Annotated in this window: 14 protein-coding genes; 3 read left to right on the top strand and 11 right to left on the bottom strand. The window is 69.9% G+C overall.

What is annotated here, in order from left to right; translation table 11 throughout:
- The first annotated feature begins 20 nt into the window (after positions 1-20).
- A complete protein-coding gene (locus BKA25_RS05245; RefSeq protein ID WP_069851684.1) occupies positions 21-1,748 on the top strand; it encodes an NAD+ synthase in 1,728 nt (575 codons plus the stop codon).
- Positions 1,749-1,791: 43 nt separating this feature from the next.
- Here the strand turns inward: BKA25_RS05245 and BKA25_RS05240 are convergent, their stop codons facing one another.
- A complete protein-coding gene (locus tag BKA25_RS05240) occupies positions 1,792-2,406 on the bottom strand; it encodes a DinB family protein (protein ID WP_084643337.1) in 615 nt (204 codons plus the stop codon).
- Positions 2,407-2,581: 175 nt separating this feature from the next.
- On the opposite strand from BKA25_RS05240, the gene panB reads away from it, so the two are divergent.
- On the top strand, positions 2,582-3,472 hold the full coding sequence (gene panB, locus BKA25_RS05235) for a 3-methyl-2-oxobutanoate hydroxymethyltransferase (RefSeq protein ID WP_069851685.1): 891 nt from the start codon (positions 2,582-2,584) through the stop codon (positions 3,470-3,472).
- A 61-nt stretch (positions 3,473-3,533) separates the two neighbouring features.
- Here the strand turns inward: panB and BKA25_RS05230 are convergent, their stop codons facing one another.
- Genes BKA25_RS05230 through BKA25_RS05220 form a run of 3 tightly spaced genes read right to left on the bottom strand, consistent with a single transcriptional unit; the run spans position 3,534 to position 6,973 of the window.
- Positions 3,534-4,517 carry a glutathione S-transferase family protein gene (locus BKA25_RS05230; protein WP_069851688.1) on the bottom strand — a complete coding sequence of 328 codons (984 nt, stop codon included), beginning with the start codon at positions 4,515-4,517 and terminating at the stop codon, positions 3,534-3,536.
- A gap of 54 nt (positions 4,518-4,571) precedes the next feature.
- The gene (locus BKA25_RS05225) at positions 4,572-5,399 is read right to left on the bottom strand and encodes a helical backbone metal receptor (RefSeq protein WP_069851690.1); all 828 of its coding nucleotides are present in this window, start codon (positions 5,397-5,399) and stop codon (positions 4,572-4,574) included.
- Complete coding sequence (locus BKA25_RS05220) at positions 5,396-6,973, bottom strand: RNB domain-containing ribonuclease (RefSeq protein ID WP_069851692.1); 1,578 nt, start codon at positions 6,971-6,973, stop codon at positions 5,396-5,398. The genes BKA25_RS05225 and BKA25_RS05220 overlap by 4 nt, the downstream gene beginning before the upstream one ends.
- A 142-nt stretch (positions 6,974-7,115) precedes the next feature.
- Between BKA25_RS05220 and BKA25_RS28280 the strand changes: the two genes are divergently transcribed.
- Positions 7,116-8,411 carry a M48 family metalloprotease gene (locus BKA25_RS28280; protein ID WP_157421235.1) on the top strand — a complete coding sequence of 432 codons (1,296 nt, stop codon included), beginning with the start codon at positions 7,116-7,118 and terminating at the stop codon, positions 8,409-8,411.
- Between the two features lie 22 nt (positions 8,412-8,433).
- Here the strand turns inward: BKA25_RS28280 and BKA25_RS05210 are convergent, their stop codons facing one another.
- The 7 genes from BKA25_RS05210 to BKA25_RS05180 all read right to left on the bottom strand — a co-directional run bounded on the left by BKA25_RS05210 (position 8,434) and on the right by BKA25_RS05180 (position 16,274).
- Complete coding sequence (locus BKA25_RS05210) at positions 8,434-8,637, bottom strand: hypothetical protein (protein WP_236750369.1); 204 nt, start codon at positions 8,635-8,637, stop codon at positions 8,434-8,436.
- Between the two features lie 128 nt (positions 8,638-8,765).
- Positions 8,766-9,209: a hypothetical protein gene (locus BKA25_RS05205; protein ID WP_069851696.1), complete on the bottom strand. Its 444-nt coding sequence runs from the start codon at positions 9,207-9,209 to the stop codon at positions 8,766-8,768.
- 26 nt (positions 9,210-9,235) lie between these two features.
- Positions 9,236-10,225 carry a C40 family peptidase gene (locus tag BKA25_RS05200; protein WP_069851697.1) on the bottom strand — a complete coding sequence of 330 codons (990 nt, stop codon included), beginning with the start codon at positions 10,223-10,225 and terminating at the stop codon, positions 9,236-9,238.
- Positions 10,225-10,866: a hypothetical protein gene (locus tag BKA25_RS05195; RefSeq protein WP_069851699.1), complete on the bottom strand. Its 642-nt coding sequence runs from the start codon at positions 10,864-10,866 to the stop codon at positions 10,225-10,227. The genes BKA25_RS05200 and BKA25_RS05195 overlap by 1 nt, the downstream gene beginning before the upstream one ends.
- Before the next feature lie 17 nt (positions 10,867-10,883).
- Entirely contained in the window at positions 10,884-12,902 is a 2,019-nt protein-coding gene (locus BKA25_RS05190) for a hypothetical protein (protein WP_221312319.1), read from the bottom strand.
- A complete protein-coding gene (locus BKA25_RS05185) occupies positions 12,899-15,826 on the bottom strand; it encodes an ATP-binding protein (RefSeq protein WP_084643340.1) in 2,928 nt (975 codons plus the stop codon). The genes BKA25_RS05190 and BKA25_RS05185 overlap by 4 nt, the downstream gene beginning before the upstream one ends.
- The gene (locus tag BKA25_RS05180) at positions 15,804-16,274 is read right to left on the bottom strand and encodes a hypothetical protein (protein ID WP_069851701.1); all 471 of its coding nucleotides are present in this window, start codon (positions 16,272-16,274) and stop codon (positions 15,804-15,806) included. Before BKA25_RS05180 ends, BKA25_RS05185 begins: the two co-directional genes overlap by 23 nt.
- Between the last annotated feature and the right edge of the window lie 3 nt (positions 16,275-16,277).

The raw sequence follows: 16,277 nt of genomic DNA, 5'->3' as shown, positions 1-16,277 counted from the left end.
GAGGTACGAAGATGTCGGCTATGGGGCGACTCCGGATGGCTTTGGCTCAGGTCGACGCGACAGTCGGCGATCTCGTGGAGAACGGGAAGGTGATCGTCGACCGCGCGCGGCAGGCGGTGCAGGCGGGTGCTCAATTGGTGGTGTTCCCGGAGATGGTGTTGACCGGGTATCCCATCGAGGATCTGGCGTTGCGGCGGTCTTTCGCGACGGCGGCGCGGGACGAGATCGATGTGCTCGCCGGTCGACTGGCGGAGTCGGGGTGTGGTGCGGCGCTGATCGCGGTCGGCTACCTCGATCACGACGACGAGGGGCCGCGTAATGCCGCGGCCCTGATCCATGACGGACGGGTGATCGAGCGGTACGCCAAGCATCATCTGCCCAACTACGGCGTCTTCGACGAGTTCCGCTACTTCGTGCCCGGCAGCAGGCTGCCCATCGTGCGCTTCGGCGGGGTGGACATCGGCGTGCTGATCTGCGAGGACATCTGGCGGGAGGAAGGACCGACGGCCGAGTTGGCCGCAGCCGGAGTCGACCTGGCGATCGTGCTGAACGGCTCGCCCTACGAGCGGGCCAAGGACGACACGCGGGGCGCGCTGGTCGCCAGACGGGCCAGGGAGCTGGGGGCGCCGCTGGCCTATGTGAATCTGGTCGGCGCGCAGGACGAACTGGTCTTCGACGGCGACTCGATGGTGGTCGACGCACAGGGCGAGCTGCTGGCCCGATCGCCGCAGTTCGTCGAGGACCTGCTGCTGCTGGATCTCGACCTGCCGCAGCGCGCCGAGGAGACGACGGGACCGGATGCCGCGCAGATCGTGCGCACCACGATCTCGGCGGATCCGCTTCCCGTGCCCGAGCAGCCGTTGGCACCGCCCACCGTGCCGCCGCCGCTGTCGGAGGAGGCCGAGGTGTGGTCGGCGCTGGTCACCGGCCTGCGCGACTATGTGGCCAAGAACAACTTCAAGACGGTCCTGCTGGGGCTCTCCGGCGGCATCGACTCGGCCGTGGTGGCCGCGCTGTGCGTGGACGCGGTGGGCGCCGACCGGGTGCACGGCGTGTCGATGCCCTCGGTGTACTCCTCGGAGCACTCGCGCTCCGATGCCGCCGATCTCGCGGTGCGCACCGGGCTGCACTACCAGGTCCAGCCGATCGTCGACATGGTGCGGGTGTTCGTCGACCAGCTGGGGCTGACCGGGCTGGCCGAGGAGAACGTGCAGGCCCGCTGTCGAGCCGTGACCCTGATGGGGTTGTCCAACCAGTACGGACACCTGGTGTTGGCCACCGGCAACAAGACCGAGCTCGCGGTGGGCTACTCGACCATCTACGGCGATGCGGTCGGCGGCTTCGCCCCGATCAAGGACGTGCCCAAGACCTTCGTCTGGCGGCTGGCCGAGTGGCGCAACGAGGAGGCGCAGCGGCGCGGCGAGACCTTGCCGATCCCGCCCAACTCGATCACCAAGCCGCCGTCGGCCGAGTTGCGTCCCGATCAGATGGACTCGGACAGCCTGCCCGACTACCCCATGTTGGACGCGGTGCTCGACGCCTACGTCGAAGGCGACCAGGGCTACGCGGATCTGGTGGCGGCAGGCTTCGACGCGGAGCTGGTCGAGCGGGTGGTGCGGATGGTCGACGGCGCCGAGTACAAGCGTCGGCAGTACCCGCCGGGCACCAAGATCACGCTGCGGGCCTTCGGGCGCGACCGGCGGCTGCCGATCACCAGCCGGTGGCGGGAGCGCAAGCCGCAGGGCTGAGTCGATGCCGCGCCGCCGGGGTATCGGACCCGGCGGCGCGCGGTCACTCCCCCGTCCGACCGTCCAGCCTCTCCCGCAGCAGATCGGCGTGGCCGTTGTGCCTGCAGTACTCCTCGATCAGATGGGCGAGGATCCACCGCAGCGAGTAGGTCTCCCGGCCGCCCACGCTGCGCAGATCCAGCGATTCGGCGGCGGCGACGGCGGCATCGGCGGCGGCGACCTCGGCACGCCAACCGGCGAAGGCCCGATCGACCTCGGCCTGGGTGATGGTCTCGGGGTCGATGTCGTCGAACTCACCGTCGGGACTGGTGTCGCTGTAGAACAACGGTGGCGCGTCCTCGCCTGCCAGCACCCGTCGGAACCAGTGGCGTTCCACGTCGGCGAGGTGTCGCACCAACCCCAGTAAGGACAGCTTGGACGGCCCGACGGCTCGGGTGGCCAACTGTGCCGGTGACAACTCGGCGCACTTCATCACCAGGGTGTCGCGGTGATAACGCAGGAACCCGAGCAGAACCTCGCGTTCGGTGCCCTCGTTGGGCGGGTCGATCCGGTCGTCGATCACGGTGTCGGGGCTCCCTCGCTCGTCGGTGGGCACATGGTGCCCGGTCGCCCACGGGCGCCGCAGCCGAATATCCGCAGGCGCCCTGCTGTGCAACATCCCACAGCGGGAGGGGACGCACCCGCGTTGACCTGGCACAAGGCCGCGAGGGCACGGTTGTGAGGCGGATCGCAACCACCGGTCTGGCCTTCCCGTTCGTGACACGCTCGAAGGCGAGACGATTCACGACGACCCGGGGACCCGCTTGTCGGGCCTCGAGGGAGGACGGTCGACGATGACCACTGTTCGTGAGGACGCATCGCAGTCCGAACAGCCCGCGCCCTACGGCACCGGAGCGGGACAGCCCCCAGCGGCGCAGCCCAAGCCCGGCCGCCGGGTGCGGGTGCACCACCTGCGGGAGATGAAGGAGCGCGGCGAGGCCTGGCCGATGCTCACCGCTTACGACACGTACACCGCGAAGATCTTCGACGACGCCGGTATCCCGGTGCTGCTCGTCGGCGACTCGGCGGCCAACACCGTGTACGGCTACGAGAGCTCGCTGCCGGTCAGCGTCGAGGAGATGCTGCCGTTGGTGCGAGCGGTGACCCGCTCGGTCAGCCGCGCGCTGGTGGTGGCGGACCTGCCGTTCGGCAGCTACCAGGCATCCCCCGAACAGGCCTTCGGCACGGCGGCGCGGATGATGAAGGAAGGGCGCGCGCACGCGGTGAAGCTGGAGGGCGGCCGTCGGTTCGCCCCGCAGGTCGAGGCGTTGACCGCCGCAGGCATTCCGGTGATGGGTCATATCGGCTTCACGCCGCAGAGCGAGCACGGGCTGGGCGGCTATCGCGTGCAGGGCCGGGGCGACGGAGTCGAGGCGCTGATCGCCGACGCGCTGGCCCTCCAGGAGGCCGGGGCGTTCGCCGTGGTGCTGGAGATGGTGCCCGCCGAGGCCGCGAAGCGGGTGACCTCGGAACTGCGCATCCCCACGGTCGGGATCGGCGCGGGTCCGGGCTGCGATGCGCAGGTCCTGGTGTGGCAGGACATGGCCGGGCTCAACCAGGGCAGGAGTCCCCGGTTCGTCAAGCGTTATGCCGACCTGGCGAGCGTGCTGTCCGAGGCGGCGGGCGCGTTCGCCGCCGATGTGCGCGGCGGCAGTTTCCCCGCCGAGGAGCATTCCTTCCGCTGAGGTCGGTCGACGCCCGACGGCGGCCGAGAGCGCGCTCGGTCGGACTCCCGTCCGAGCGGGCTCAGCTCGATTCGGGGGCTGTCCCGGCGCCGAAGGGGCTACCGCCGAGCACCTGCCTGCCGGACGGCGCGTGCCAACCGGCGAGGTCGGGGCCCGCAGGCACGATGCCGCTGGGGTTGATCTCGTGGTGGGTCCGGTAGTAGTGCCGCTTGATGTGGTCGAAGTCCACCGTGTCGCCGAAACCGGGCGTCTGGAAGAGGTCCCGGGCGTAGGCCCACAACACGGGCAGCTCGGTGAGTTTGTGCCGGTTGCACTTGAAGTGGCCGTGGTAGACGGCGTCGAAGCGGACCAGGGTGGTGAACAGCCGGATGTCGGCCTCGGTGATCGAGTCGCCGACCAGGTAACGCCGGGTGGCGAGCCGGTCGGCCACCCGGTCGAGTTCGCCGAAGAGGTCGTCGAAGGCGTGCTGGTAGGCCTCCTGTGAGACGGCGAAGCCCGCCCGGTAGACGCCGTTGTTGATGTTGCGGAAGATCGGTTCCATGACCGCGTCGATCTCCGCGCGGTGCGCCGCCGGATACAGGTCCGGGGCGCCCGACCGGTGGTAAGCCCGCCACTGGGTCGACAGATCCAGCGAGATCGTCGGATAGTCGTTGGTCACGACCTGCCCCGTCGTGGTGTCCACCACGGCGGGCACCGTGACCCGGCCGGTGAACTCCGGGTCGCGGGCGAGGTAGGCCTGCGACAGGAACTCGATGCCCAGGACCGGGTCGCGGCCCGCCGGGTCGAGGCTGAACCGCCAGCCCCGTTCGTCCCGGATCGGGTCGACGACGGCCAAGGACAGCGCGTCCTGGAGTCCGAGCAGTCCGCGCACGATGAGCGAGCGGTGCGCCCAGGGGCAGGCCTTGGACACCACCAGTCGGTAGCGGCCCGGTTCCACGGGCACACCGTCGGAGCCGTCGGCGGTGATGCGGTCGGTGAAGCGGTTCGCCTGCCGGACGAACTCGCCTGCGGACGAGGTCTCCGCGCCGAACTGGGCAGCAGCCATGTGGCGGCGATACCCGCCGAGGCCGGCTGGTGCTTCGAGGTCGACCCGGGTGGGTTAGGCCGGGTCGGTGAGCCCGGCTGCGGCCAGGGCGTCGTCGATCGGCGCCGCGAGCACGCTGCGGGCGGTGGCGAGGCTGGGCCCGTGCCAGGTGAGATGCCTGCCGGAGATCAGGGCGTACGCAACATCGGGGAACGCCTCCGGGCCGTCGGCGGCATGGAACGCGTACGGCTCGTCGGGCAGGACCAGCAGGTCTGCGGCGGTGTCGGTGAACAGGCCACGCAGCCGCTCCAGGCTGGGTCTCGGATAGCGTCGTTCGTCGGTGGAGGTCGCCTCGTCGACGAGGTCGACGCAGGCATTCGCCAGTCCCATCCTGCGCAGCACATCGCCCGCGAACGTGTCCGGGCCCAGGACGATCCAGGGCTTGCGCCAGACCGGGACGACGACCCTGGCGCGGATCGGCGGGATGTCCTGCCACTGTGTCGAGGCGTGCTGCCACCAGGCGGGCGGCGGGGTGTCGAAGACCTCGTCGAGGAGTCTGCGCAGCGATTCGAGGGCCTCGGGCACGGTGGCGGGTGCGGCGGTGACCCACACCGGGATGCCGTGTTCCCGTAGCCGCTCGACGTCCTGGGGTCGGCTCTCCTCGCCGTTGGCCACCACCAGGTCCGGCGACAGGTCGAGCACCTCGTCCACCATCGGGTACTTCGAACCGCCGATCCGCCGCACGGCCAGCTCTTCGGGGTGCACGCAGTAGTCGGTGGCGCCGACGAGCCGCCCGGGCGCGACCGAGGCGATGGTCTCGGTCAGCGACGGCACCAAGGACACCACTCGACGCGGCGGGCCCACCAACGGCACCGGAGCGCCGAGGTCGTCACGCCGGATCATCGGTCGGCCTCGGCGGCCGGTGCCCTGGGCGAGCCCGCTGCCGGGTTGGTCAGGCGCGCACCGAGGATCGACGCCTCGGGTACCGGGTCGCCGCCCGCGATGGTCGCGGCGTTCCAGGCGGCGGCATCGGCGATGGCCTCGTCCGCGATGGGTTCGGGTGGCACGGCCTCGAAACGCACCTTCCTGGTCTCCGGGTCGACCGAGGTCAACCGGACCCGCAGTCGCCCGCCGGGCGGCACCGCACCGACCTCGCAGCGGGTCGCGACCGGCGGATCTGTGATGAAGATCTCACCGGTGGTGCCTGCGATGCGCAGCACCGTCGCCTCGAACTCGTGGCCGACCCGACTGGCCAGCACCCAGGCCTCGCTCTGACTCACACACGCCCGCTCCACCCGGCCCGCGATCTGATCGGAGGAACCCATCAGCGACGGCAGCTTCGGCAGCGCCGCCAACGCCCACTCGGCAGGCCTGCTGCCCTCGGTGACCGCGAGACAGATCTCGGTGCCGAATCGATCGACCAGCCGACGCAGCGGCGCCGTGACGTGCGCATACGGCGCCCCGATTCCGGCGTGGCCGCTGTGCGATGGTGCGCCGGAGTCGAAGGCGGTGTATCCCGCACCACGCAACAGGCGGGTGGCATCCAGATACAGGGCCATGGCCTCCGGCCGCGTCGAGTCCAGGCCTGCCAACAGTTGGGCCGGCCCCGCACCTGCGGGCCACTCGACCCCGAGGGCCTCGGCGTGGTCGCGAAGGCGGGCGATGACCTGTTCGTCGGGATCGGGCAGCGTGCGCAGCACCCCGACGCCTGCGGTCAACATGATCTGGGCGGCGGCCATGCCGGTGAGCAGGGAGATCTCGGCGTTCCAGTCGTCGATCTCGACGCGGCGCCGCAACGCGGGCCGCCACCCGCCTGCGCCGTCGGGCACCACCTGTTGGTCGGGTAGTCCCAGTTCGATCGCGCCGCGTCGCAACGCCAGGGCCCGGCGCAACCGGCCGATCTCCGGGAGCAGCGCGATGGAGGGGTGCGGGCTGCCCGCCCGCAGCGAGGCGGCGACCATGTCGAAGTCCAGGCAGGCGGTGGAACGCACCACGGCCCGGCACACCGAGGTGCTCTCGAGTTCGCCGTCGGCGTCGAGATCCATCGTCCACAGCACGGCGGGCCGGATGCGGTCGGGCAGCAGACTGGCCGCGTCCTCGGACAGGACCGGCGGATGCATCGGAACGATGCCGTCCGGGAGATAGAGCGTCTGGCCTCGGCTGCGGACCTCGCGGTCGAGTAGTCCGCCGGGAACGACGAAGGCGCCGAGGTCGGCGATCGCGTAGTGCACCCGGTAGCCGCGCGCTCGCCGTTGGAGATACATGATCTGGTCCAGGTCCTTGGCTCCCGGGGGATCGATGGAGACCAAGGGCAATGCGGTGGCGTCCCGCCTCGGACCGGGGGCGAGATCGCGTCCGACCGCCTGTTGCGCCTCCGCGAGCACGCCGGGTGGGAACTCGGACGGCAGTCCGAATTCGGCACGCACCCGGGTGAAGTCCAGGCTGACGTCTGCACTGCGGCTCGTCCTGGCGGACACGGTTTTCGACCCTACTGGGAAATCCGTGTCGAACACACCAGGTTCTTCCCCGACTTCTCATCGTGATGGAATCATCGGAGTCAGTCACCCCGAGTCACCGTTGATCACGTCCTGGAACTTCTTCTGCCACGAGGAGCCTTCGGTGAACACCCCAATCGGCAGGTCCCCCGACGACGACGTGCGCGCGGACGAGAACCCCGCGGACACGATCCCCGCCCCGACCGCCCCCGACCGGACGGGTTCGACGACCGCCGCACTCGAGACACCGCCGTTCCGGGTGCGCCCCCGGTTCCCGTCCGCCGCCGAGGAGACCCCGCTCCCCCCGGCCCCGAGGCCGATCCCCCGAACCGAGTCGACGCGAACCGCATCGACGCCGCGACCGACCCTGCCCGAGTTCCCCACCCCGCAGGGCTCCGCAGGCCTGCCGACCCGACCCGAACCGCCACCGCGACCCGGCCGGGCCGCCCCACGGCGGGCGAGCGGCCCTCCGACACCGCCACCGTTGCCGACCGGCGCGGCGCCCATCGCCAAGCACCGCATCGACATGACCGCCTGGCTCGGGCTGCTGCTCAGCCTGCCGTGGACGCTGAGCAGCCTGGGACTGGTCGTCATGGTGTCGACGATGCTGGGCGACCGGCTGTGGGCGCCGTTGCTCTGGCTGATCCCGCTCGGCTGGCTGGCGTCCGGGGCGGTGATCTTCCTCGCGGGCTGCGAACGGCTGTTGGCGCGGGTCTCGCTGAACTCCCGGCCGCCGAGCGAGGGTGAGCGGCGCATCGTCGAACCGGTGTGGGAGACGGTGCTGGACGACGTGGTGGTCGATCCCCGCCGCTTCCAACTGTGGGTTCAGGACACCCAGGAGTTGAACGCCGGGGCGGCGGGCGGCCGGATCGTCATCGTCACCAAGGGGGCGTTGCGGCTACCGCCGCGTGCACTGGCCGCGGTACTGGCCCACGAACTCGGCCACCATCTCGGCGGGCACTCGGTGGTGCTGCGCCTGCATGGCTGGTACTCGATTCCGACCAGGATCTTCCTCGCGCTGGTCATCGCGGCGATCGGCGTGATCGGTTCGATCGGGCGGGCGATCGCTCGGACGGGCAACGTGTTCGGCATCGTGCTCAGCCTGGCGGCTCTGGTCGGCGGGATCGTGCTGGTGGTGTACCTCAGTCCGCTGCTGCTGTTGGTCCCGGTGGCCTCGGTGTTCTTGGCGGCCACCAGCCGGATGGGCGAGATCCGCGCCGATCGGATGGCCGCACAGCTCGGCTACGGGCCCGCGTTGATCGAGGTCCTCGGCCAGTGGATGCGCGACAGTCAGGCCGCGCACCGCCCACCGCCGAGCCTGCGGACCCGGCTCTTCGCCTCCCACCCCAGCCACGCGGTGCGCATCCGCAAGGTGGAGGAGTATCTCGCCGGGAGCGGGATGTCACGCGGATCACGCTGAGCAGTCGATCTTCCCGAACGGATCAGCGGTCCTCGTCCTCGTCCTCGTCCTTCCAGGCCTGGTCCTGGGCGTCGGCCTGTTCGGTGCGGGCCTTGGCGATGGCCAAGGCGTTCGACGCCGTCTCGGCATCGGGATAGGGGCCCAACCGGTCCAGGGATCGACACCCCGAACCGTGTTCGACCTTGCCGTGCTTGACGCAGTAGTACCAACCAGCGGGATCGACCACAGCGCAAAGCCTGGCACGCCTGCCCGCCGATGTCATCCGCCGACGCGCTCAGGCGAGGGCTTGGCCACCCGTTCGTCGTCCTGCCCGCAGGAGCGACGAACGGCGCCATCTCCGTGGTATCCGATTCCTCAGGCCGAACCCGTCGTCTTGGAGGGCTGGCGGATCACCGGGTCCAGACAGGACACCAGGACGGTCCGATCCTCCGGATCCTCGATCCGTCGTCCGTTGCGCTCCCGGTAGACCAGTTCGCCGACCGCGTCGATCTCCACCAGACACCCGACCTCGGCGAGCTGCTCCTCGTCGAGATCGATCAATCGCTCGCTTCGCGAGGGCACCACCCGGTACACCGGCCACGGCAGGTGCCCGTGCGCCTGGTGGAACTCCGCGAGCAGGTGGACGAGTTGCTGCTGCCAGGGCAGCGGCATCGACTCGACCAGAGATCGCGGCAACACCGCATACGCCGAGTCCACCCCCGTCCGGCCATGGGCGTGCGCACCCGACAGGTAGTCACGCAGCGGAGAACTCGACGCCGGAGGACCGGAGTGTCTGGGAATCGGCTCTGGCGAGAACATGCCCCTCCTCGGGTCGTGCTGTGAAGTCAGGTCAGCTGGGTGGCCGGACCCGGACGGATCGCAGTCGGGATCAACTTGCCCCCGTCCCACAGCGGCGCCCGCTTGACCACGTCTCCCGGCTGAGGGGCGTGCACCACCTCGTTGTCGCCCAGGTACAACGCGACGTGATCGACCGATCGCGGACTGCGTCCGGCTCCCCAGAAGATCAAATCACCTGGCCGAGCCTCGTCAAGAGGAACGGGCACACCCGCGCCGAGAAACTGGTCCTGAGACACTCGGGGGATCGTGACGCCCGCCGCCTCCCAGGCGCGCAGGGTCAGACCGGAGCAGTCGAAGGTGCCCGGTCCGGTGGCGCCCCAGACATAGGGCTTGCCGACCTGGTCCAGTGCGAAGTCGATCGCCAACGCGGCCCGCTCGTCGGCGGGCGGCAGGTCCTGGCAGTCGTTGATATCGGTGACTCCGCCAAGCTCGCCGATCAGGAAGACCGCCATCGCCTCCCAGCGGTGATACCGATCCGGGAAGGCGGACCGTTCCACGGCCTGCGCTGCGTCGCCGGGCCGCATGTCCTCCCAGCCGGGCACCGTCAACAGCACGTCGTAGAACTTGTTGACCTGGTAGTCGACGTCCTGCAACTGCTCCGGGGTTCCCCAGCCCATCGAGGGCCGCATCTGGAAGATCCCGAGCGAGTCGCGGTCGCCGTAGTCCAGGTTGTGCAGATTCGACTCCGTCTTGCCTGCCTGGATGGCGATCTGCCACGCCCTCGGCGACTCCTCGCGCTGCTGGCCGATGCTGATGATCTGCCCGGTGATGTCCAGCGATTCGTCGTCGAGGGTGGCGGCGTCGCGTTCCCCGAGGTCGGCGTCCGCACCGCCCCAGAGTCCGTGTTGCGGCACGCAGTAGCTGTAGGTCTCGGCGTGGGCCACCGACCCGGTGACGACGGTGTTGATACCGCCGTAGACCAGGAAGCCCGCGAATCCGAGGACCGCGACGATCCCGAGTAAAAGCAGCTTTCTCATCAGGCACTCACCTGGTTGTAGGCCGACACCCGCCACTGGCCCTCGCGAACGATGAGGATCAGTTCGAGTGGCTCGACATCGGTGGGCAGCAGAACCGTCATCGTCGAGTCGCCGGAGTCCACCAGTTCGGGGTCCGAGGTGATCTCGTCGAACGGGATGTTCTGTGGGTCGACGGAACTCATCACGGCCAGTCGTTCCTCGGTGGTGAAGGGCTCGAGTCGGGCCAGCCATTCCTCGCTGTCGGCGGTCTCATCGAAGCTCAGCCAGGCGGCACCCCACTCGCGGGCCACCTCGATGCCGTCCTCCTCGGGAGGCGTGGGCAGATCGGTCTCGGTGAGTTCGATGTCCGGCGGCGCCGCGTCCTCCCATTCGTCGGACGTCGGCGGCTGCGGTTCACCGGACTCCGCAGAACCCTCCACCGACGGGCCCGTCGTGGCCGCCGACGCGTCGGTCTCGACCGTCGACGTCTCGTCCGTCGGGCTCGCGGCCGATTCCTCCTGCTCCGGCAGGATGTAGCCCAGTCCGGTGACCAACAGGACGAACAGCACGAGGGTGACGACGAGATGTCTGGGCGACCGCATCGGCCAGCCCCAGAGCCTGCGATACACCGCGGCCCTGCCTCGGTTGGTGCGAATCGGCACGGTCGCTCCTCACTGACTCATCGGACATCGCCGCCGCTCTCCCGGACTTCCAGCCCGCGAGAGGGTCGGTACACCACGAACACGGGCCTACCCGCCACGACCTCCATCTCCGCGCGGCGCGGCGCGGCCACAGGCCCGACCCGATTCGCCGGGTCCGCCTGTCCCCGTTCCCGGGAGATCCGGGACGGCAGGACGACCACGTCGTCGTCCCGTCGGTCCATTCCGCCGGTCACCGGCGAGGTGTCCACCACTCGACTGCCGCGCGGCATGCCGCCTGCCATCGTGCTGGCCCGCTCGGTGGTGGACTCGCGGGCTCGACCGGCCGAGCTGCCGGGTGGCAACGCGGCGGCGGTACCGGACCAGGAGGACGCGACCTCCGGATTCTCGCCCGAGCCGATGGCGGTCGAGTTGGCCACGCCTGCGCGATCCATCCGTTCGGCGGCGGCCGTGACGGGGTTGGCCGCCTCCGGCCGGACCCGCTGCCTGCCGCGGGTCGGGGTGGCGGAGTCGTCGGCCTCGGATTCGCGGACCTGATCCCAGAAGTCGTCCTGCGGCGTGCGCTGCTTCTCGCGGCGCTTGCGGAACAGTCCCGGCGGTCCCTTGGGCAGGCTGCCGCCGACCGCCCCCGCCGACAGCTCCACCATCTGCCACATTCGTCGGAACGGTTTGACGATCATGAACAGCACGACGGTGATCAGGATCGCCAACAGCATCTGCGGCAGCAGTTCCAGTCCGTTGGCCGGGTTGAACAACCAGGTCAGGATCAGGGTGTGCACGCCTGCCAACGCGGAGACGACCACCACGTTGAGCAGGGCCGCGCCCACGGCACGACCGACCCGGCGCAGCAACTCGTGTTGGATCATCGCGATCAGACCGATGATCGGTCCGGCGAGGATCAGGACCCGCAGCAACACCTGTGCGAGCAGGATCGCGGCCTTGGCCAACAGCTGGAACAACGCATAGGCGAAGCCCTGCACCGTCGCCAACAGCCCCGCGCCCATCCGGCTGCCGTCGACGCCCTGGAAGTAACCGTAGGAGCCGCCCATCTGGTCGGCGATCGCGTGGAACGCGGCCTGCTTCTCCTCCGGTGACTCCGCGTCGAGCCCCTGGTCGACCTCTTCCTTGGTCCAGGCCTGCGCGAGCACCAGATCACGGCCGAGGTCGGCCTGCGGGGATTCCAGCGACCCGACCTCGCCACGCAACCAGTTGTCGTAGACGACCCGCTGGTGCAACAGCTCGGGCAACGCGTTCCGCTCGTCGACGTCCACCTCGTCCAGGAAGCCCGCCTGCACGGCGGAGGTTCCGGTGATGAGGATGTCGTCGAGCAGGTTGGTATAGATCAGCGGTGTGAGATAGGTCGCCGCCGCCAACCAGATGGCCGCCAGCGCCCACATGCCGCGTTTACTGATCCCGGCCAGGTCGCCCCGCCAGATCTGCCGGAACATCAGGATGCCCAGGATGATCGCCAGAACGCCGAACAGCGGTGTGTAGACGGTGTCGTAGAGGGCGGTGGTCCCGGTGGTGATCAGCCCGTCCAGCGGGCCCATCAGCTCGCCGCCCAACAGGGCGTAGTGCAGTCCGTTGGTCGCGCCGACCAGGGTCTTGCCGACGTTGAAGAGCTGGTTGCCCGCCCAGGTGTCGATCAGGGCGTTCGGGTTGCGCATGCCCTCCGGCCCGCAACCCAGGTCGTAGGTGTGCCAGACGAGTCCGGCGTAGCCGACCTCGTCGTACACGGTGCCCGGCTGGCCGGTGCCGATCCGGGCCGGGTCCAGCACGCCGACCATCCCCGAACCGGGTCGCTCCGGGTTGGGAGCCACCCGACAGCCGTCCTCGGCCTGCCCCGTCGCCGGTGAGCCCAGGATGACCTGCGCGCCGAGCACCGCGACCACCAGGACCAACGCTCGGCGACGGTTGCGCCTGCCGGGCGGAACCGACCCGAGGCCGCCTGCTGCCGCTCGGGCCGAGCGACGCCGCAGCGCTCGGAATCCCGCCACCGTCAGCAGCGAGATCCCGAGAACCAGCAGCAGCGTGATCATGCCGTGTCGTCCCTGCCCCCGCCAAGGCCGCCGTCGCTGCCCTTGGCTCGGCCGTTGGCACCCACCTCGTCCAGTTCCCTGGGTTCGAGGTCGGCGTCGAGGATCGGGTCCAGCCCGATCTCCTCGTAGACCCCGGCGGTCGCGGCCGACGGGGTGGGCAGTTCCCTGGGGATGCCGCCTCTGGCCATGCTCTGACGAGGATCGGCGGCACCGGTCGGCGTGGTGTCCAAAGCGGACCGCAGATGCGCCAGGTGCGGTCCGGAGAAGTCGATGCGGATGCGTTCCACACCGCCCGCGCCATCGCCGAAGATGAACTGCCTCGGCGCCATGTCGCGCTCGGTGGAGGCCCGATGACCGGTCGGCCTGCGTCCCAGGCTGGCGACCACCTGCTCGTAACCGGCCCCGACCGGGACCTTGAGCAGCCGCAGGGCATCGGCCTGAGCGTCCTCGTCGTCGATCCGGCCGATGAACACCGAGTCGAGCAGGGACACGAAGCCCTGCATCTTGAGGAAGTCGCCGGGCACCTGGCTGGAGAGCAGTACCCGGACGTTCCACTTCCGGGAGTCGCGAGCGAACCGGTTCATCAGCACCCGACCGGTCGGCACCTCGGAGAGGAAGAACGCCTCGTCGATCCAGACGCCCTTGCGCTCGTCCTTGGGCCGTTCGTAGATCGACCGCTGGGTCAGCCAGGCGGCCAGGTTCAGCAGCTCGACACCGAGCGATTCGGCGTCGGTCCAGTGCTCCCGGCCGATGCCGTCCTTGGGCATCGTCAGGCCTGCCATGGTGAGCACGGTCAGTCGGTCGTCGCGTTGGTGCGAGTACGGGTCGGCGTCCTGCTCCGGGATGAGCAGCGACATCCGTTCGCGTAGCTCGTCGAGGAAGTCGGCGACCACCACGGCGTGTTCGTGATGTTCGCTGGCATCGCGGCGCAGGGCCTCGAACACCATGCCGGGGTGGGCATCGGGCCTGCCGCCGATGGTGCGTACCGCACGCAACAACACGATCCTGGTCTGGGCCAGTCGCGAGACCTCGTAGGGCAACAGACCGGTCAGGACGTCGAGCACCAGGCGTCGCCGGGTCGCCGCCGACAGGGCCCGCTCGCGGCGCCAGGCCCGCTCGGGGTCCTCCTCGTCCATGAAGTGCTCGATCTGTGGTTCGGCGACCACCCGATACGGGTTGAGGATTCCCGGTTCGGCATTGAGCAGGTTGATCGGCCGGGCATACGGCCGCAGCTCCGGCAGCTCGCACAGCGCGGCCAGCGGGCCGGACGGGTCCAGCAGGGTCCAGTTCGCCCCCGAGCGCAGCGTCTTGTAGACGACGCCGCCGCCGAGGAACGACTTTCCGCCGCCCAGGCCCGCGACCATGGCCGTCAGTCCGGAGGCGTCGCGCACCTCCTGCGCCATCCACGGGTCCCAGGCCACCGGCCTGCGGGTCGCGGTGCAGGTCTCGCCGAGCAGGATGCCGCGCCGGTCGCCGACGTCGGCGGTCGCCGCGGGCACGGCCGAGGCGGCCCAGACGACCGAGCCGCGTCGTTGATAGGCCCCGGAGGTCAGCGGCTCGCCGGGAATGAACTCCCGCGCCATCGCGTACTGCGCCTCGGGATGCTCGATCGCGACCTTCGGCTTGTACAGCTCCAACATCTGCTGGGCCAATCGGAGGGCCTCGCGCTCGGTGGAGCCCGCCACCGCCAGCCGCCACCACGAGCGCACCCTGGTGGCCAGTGCGGTGAAGCCGGTGGTCATCTCGTCGTCGATCTCCAGCACTCGGCCCGCCTGCCGGGACAACGACTGGGGTGGCTCCAGCTCGTGCTCGTCGGTGTAGTGCCGCACCTGGGAACGCACCTTGTTCATCTGCCGTTGCAGCTCGCCCGCGACCTCCTCCGGGCGCCGCACGTAGATCCGGGCCGACCACTCCACCGGGGCGGGCAGCCGGTCGGCTCGCTGCATCCAGGGATCGTCGACCTCGGGGATGCGCAGTCCGTGCATCATGCCGACGGTCAGCACGGCGACGTGGCGGGTCATGCCCGCGTTGGAACCGGTGCGGCCCCGGACGGTCACGGTCGGCGCGTAGGGGTCCTGGTGGAGGTCGGCGGCGTCGGTGAACGACGCGAGGTCCTCCGGCTCCCAGGTGTCGGAGGGCACCGCGGGCATGTTGCGCGGCGAAGGCAGGCCCAGCGAACACGACCGGTGCATCAGCCAGGACATCTCGTCCGCGGTGACCGGCCGTCCCTCCAGCCCGGAGGAGCCCATCACCTGGTCGAGGTGCTCGATCTCGCTGTCCAGCGCGAGGAGTTCGGCGTCGACGGCCTCGGGCAGGATGCGGCGCAGCAGCGGCGCGGCGCGCTCCACGGCCCGGTCCATCACGTTGCGGGTCTGGACCTGGACGCCGAGATAGACCTCCTTCTCGGCCATCGACCGGCCCATCAACTGCTGCTGCTCGCCGACCATGTAGTCGTCGAAGGTCATGGCGCCCTTGCTGTCGGGCAGCCTGCGAACGGCATTGTGGACGTGCGCCTCGGCCCACATCCGGATCGGATAGGGCCGGGTGGTGGCGCGCAGGTGCAGCCAGCGGCCCTGGAGTTCGGCGTACTGGCCGCCGATCGCGTGGATCAGGTCCTGACGCTGGGCATCCGAGCGGAAGGACCAGCGCTGCGGGGCCAGGCGGTACCAGGCGTACACGTCGTGGCTGGTGCGCAGCAGGTGCCCGTCGATGCTGCGAGCCAGGATCGACGGCGTGTAGCTCGGGATCGACTGCTCGCCGGGGAGCCTGCGATCCCGCTTCTTCTTGGCGGCCTTGCCACCACGGGGTTCCGCGGCGTAGGGCTCGGTATAACGCCGGGAGGCGGCCGAGGAGCCTCGTCCTGACTTGTTGCCCTTGGAGCGCTTGCGCGACTCCGGCTCCCTATCGCCTCGGCGCCCGGCCACGGCGAACCTCCTTGTTCTTGTTCCTCTTGCGATCGGACCCACGGGACGGCCGGCGGGAGGCGGAGCCGCGTGCGGACCGCGCCGGCCGGGGACGCTGACTGTGGATCCGAATCCGGTCGGCGCTGGCGGCGCCGCCCCGGGCAGAGTTGTTCTGTCGGGGGGTGTTCAGTTCACGCGCCCACATCGACAGCACGGCGGCGAAGGGACGCTCGTGGCTGATCCGGGAGCAGATGAACGTGGTGAGCGCCACCGTGATGACCACGGCCCACGCGGTGGAGAAGAAGTTGAAGCCGATGTTCATCTGCCGTTCGGCGGTGAGCACGACGAGGAAGACCAGGACCCCGATGCCCCAGGCGACGTACCGAGCCCGCCACGGGAAGGTGGCCTTGGGCGGACCGAGCCAGACGGCATCGACCCGATAGACCTCGTCATCGGTACGGATGCGCACGTC

Origin of the sequence: Actinoalloteichus hymeniacidonis, from assembly GCF_014203365.1 — a bacterium.
Classification (GTDB): Bacteria; Actinomycetota; Actinomycetes; order Mycobacteriales; family Pseudonocardiaceae; genus Actinoalloteichus_A; species Actinoalloteichus_A hymeniacidonis.
The sequence above is the reverse complement of the archived record's forward strand: the minus strand, read 5'-3'. Positions and strand labels throughout refer to the sequence as shown.

Excerpts from the sequence above, each read along its gene's own strand:
- BKA25_RS05245 (WP_069851684.1), top strand. The coding sequence starts at position 21 with ATGGGGCGACTCCGGATGGCTTTGGCTCAGGTCGACGCGACAGTCGGC.
- BKA25_RS05240 (WP_084643337.1), bottom strand. The coding sequence starts at position 2,406 with ATGTTGCACAGCAGGGCGCCTGCGGATATTCGGCTGCGGCGCCCGTGG.
- panB (WP_069851685.1), top strand. The coding sequence starts at position 2,582 with ATGACCACTGTTCGTGAGGACGCATCGCAGTCCGAACAGCCCGCGCCC.
- BKA25_RS05230 (WP_069851688.1), bottom strand. The coding sequence starts at position 4,517 with ATGGCTGCTGCCCAGTTCGGCGCGGAGACCTCGTCCGCAGGCGAGTTC.
- BKA25_RS05225 (WP_069851690.1), bottom strand. The coding sequence starts at position 5,399 with ATGATCCGGCGTGACGACCTCGGCGCTCCGGTGCCGTTGGTGGGCCCG.
- BKA25_RS05205 (WP_069851696.1), bottom strand. The coding sequence starts at position 9,209 with ATGTTCTCGCCAGAGCCGATTCCCAGACACTCCGGTCCTCCGGCGTCG.
- BKA25_RS05200 (WP_069851697.1), bottom strand. The coding sequence starts at position 10,225 with ATGAGAAAGCTGCTTTTACTCGGGATCGTCGCGGTCCTCGGATTCGCG.
- BKA25_RS05190 (WP_221312319.1), bottom strand. The coding sequence starts at position 12,902 with ATGATCACGCTGCTGCTGGTTCTCGGGATCTCGCTGCTGACGGTGGCG.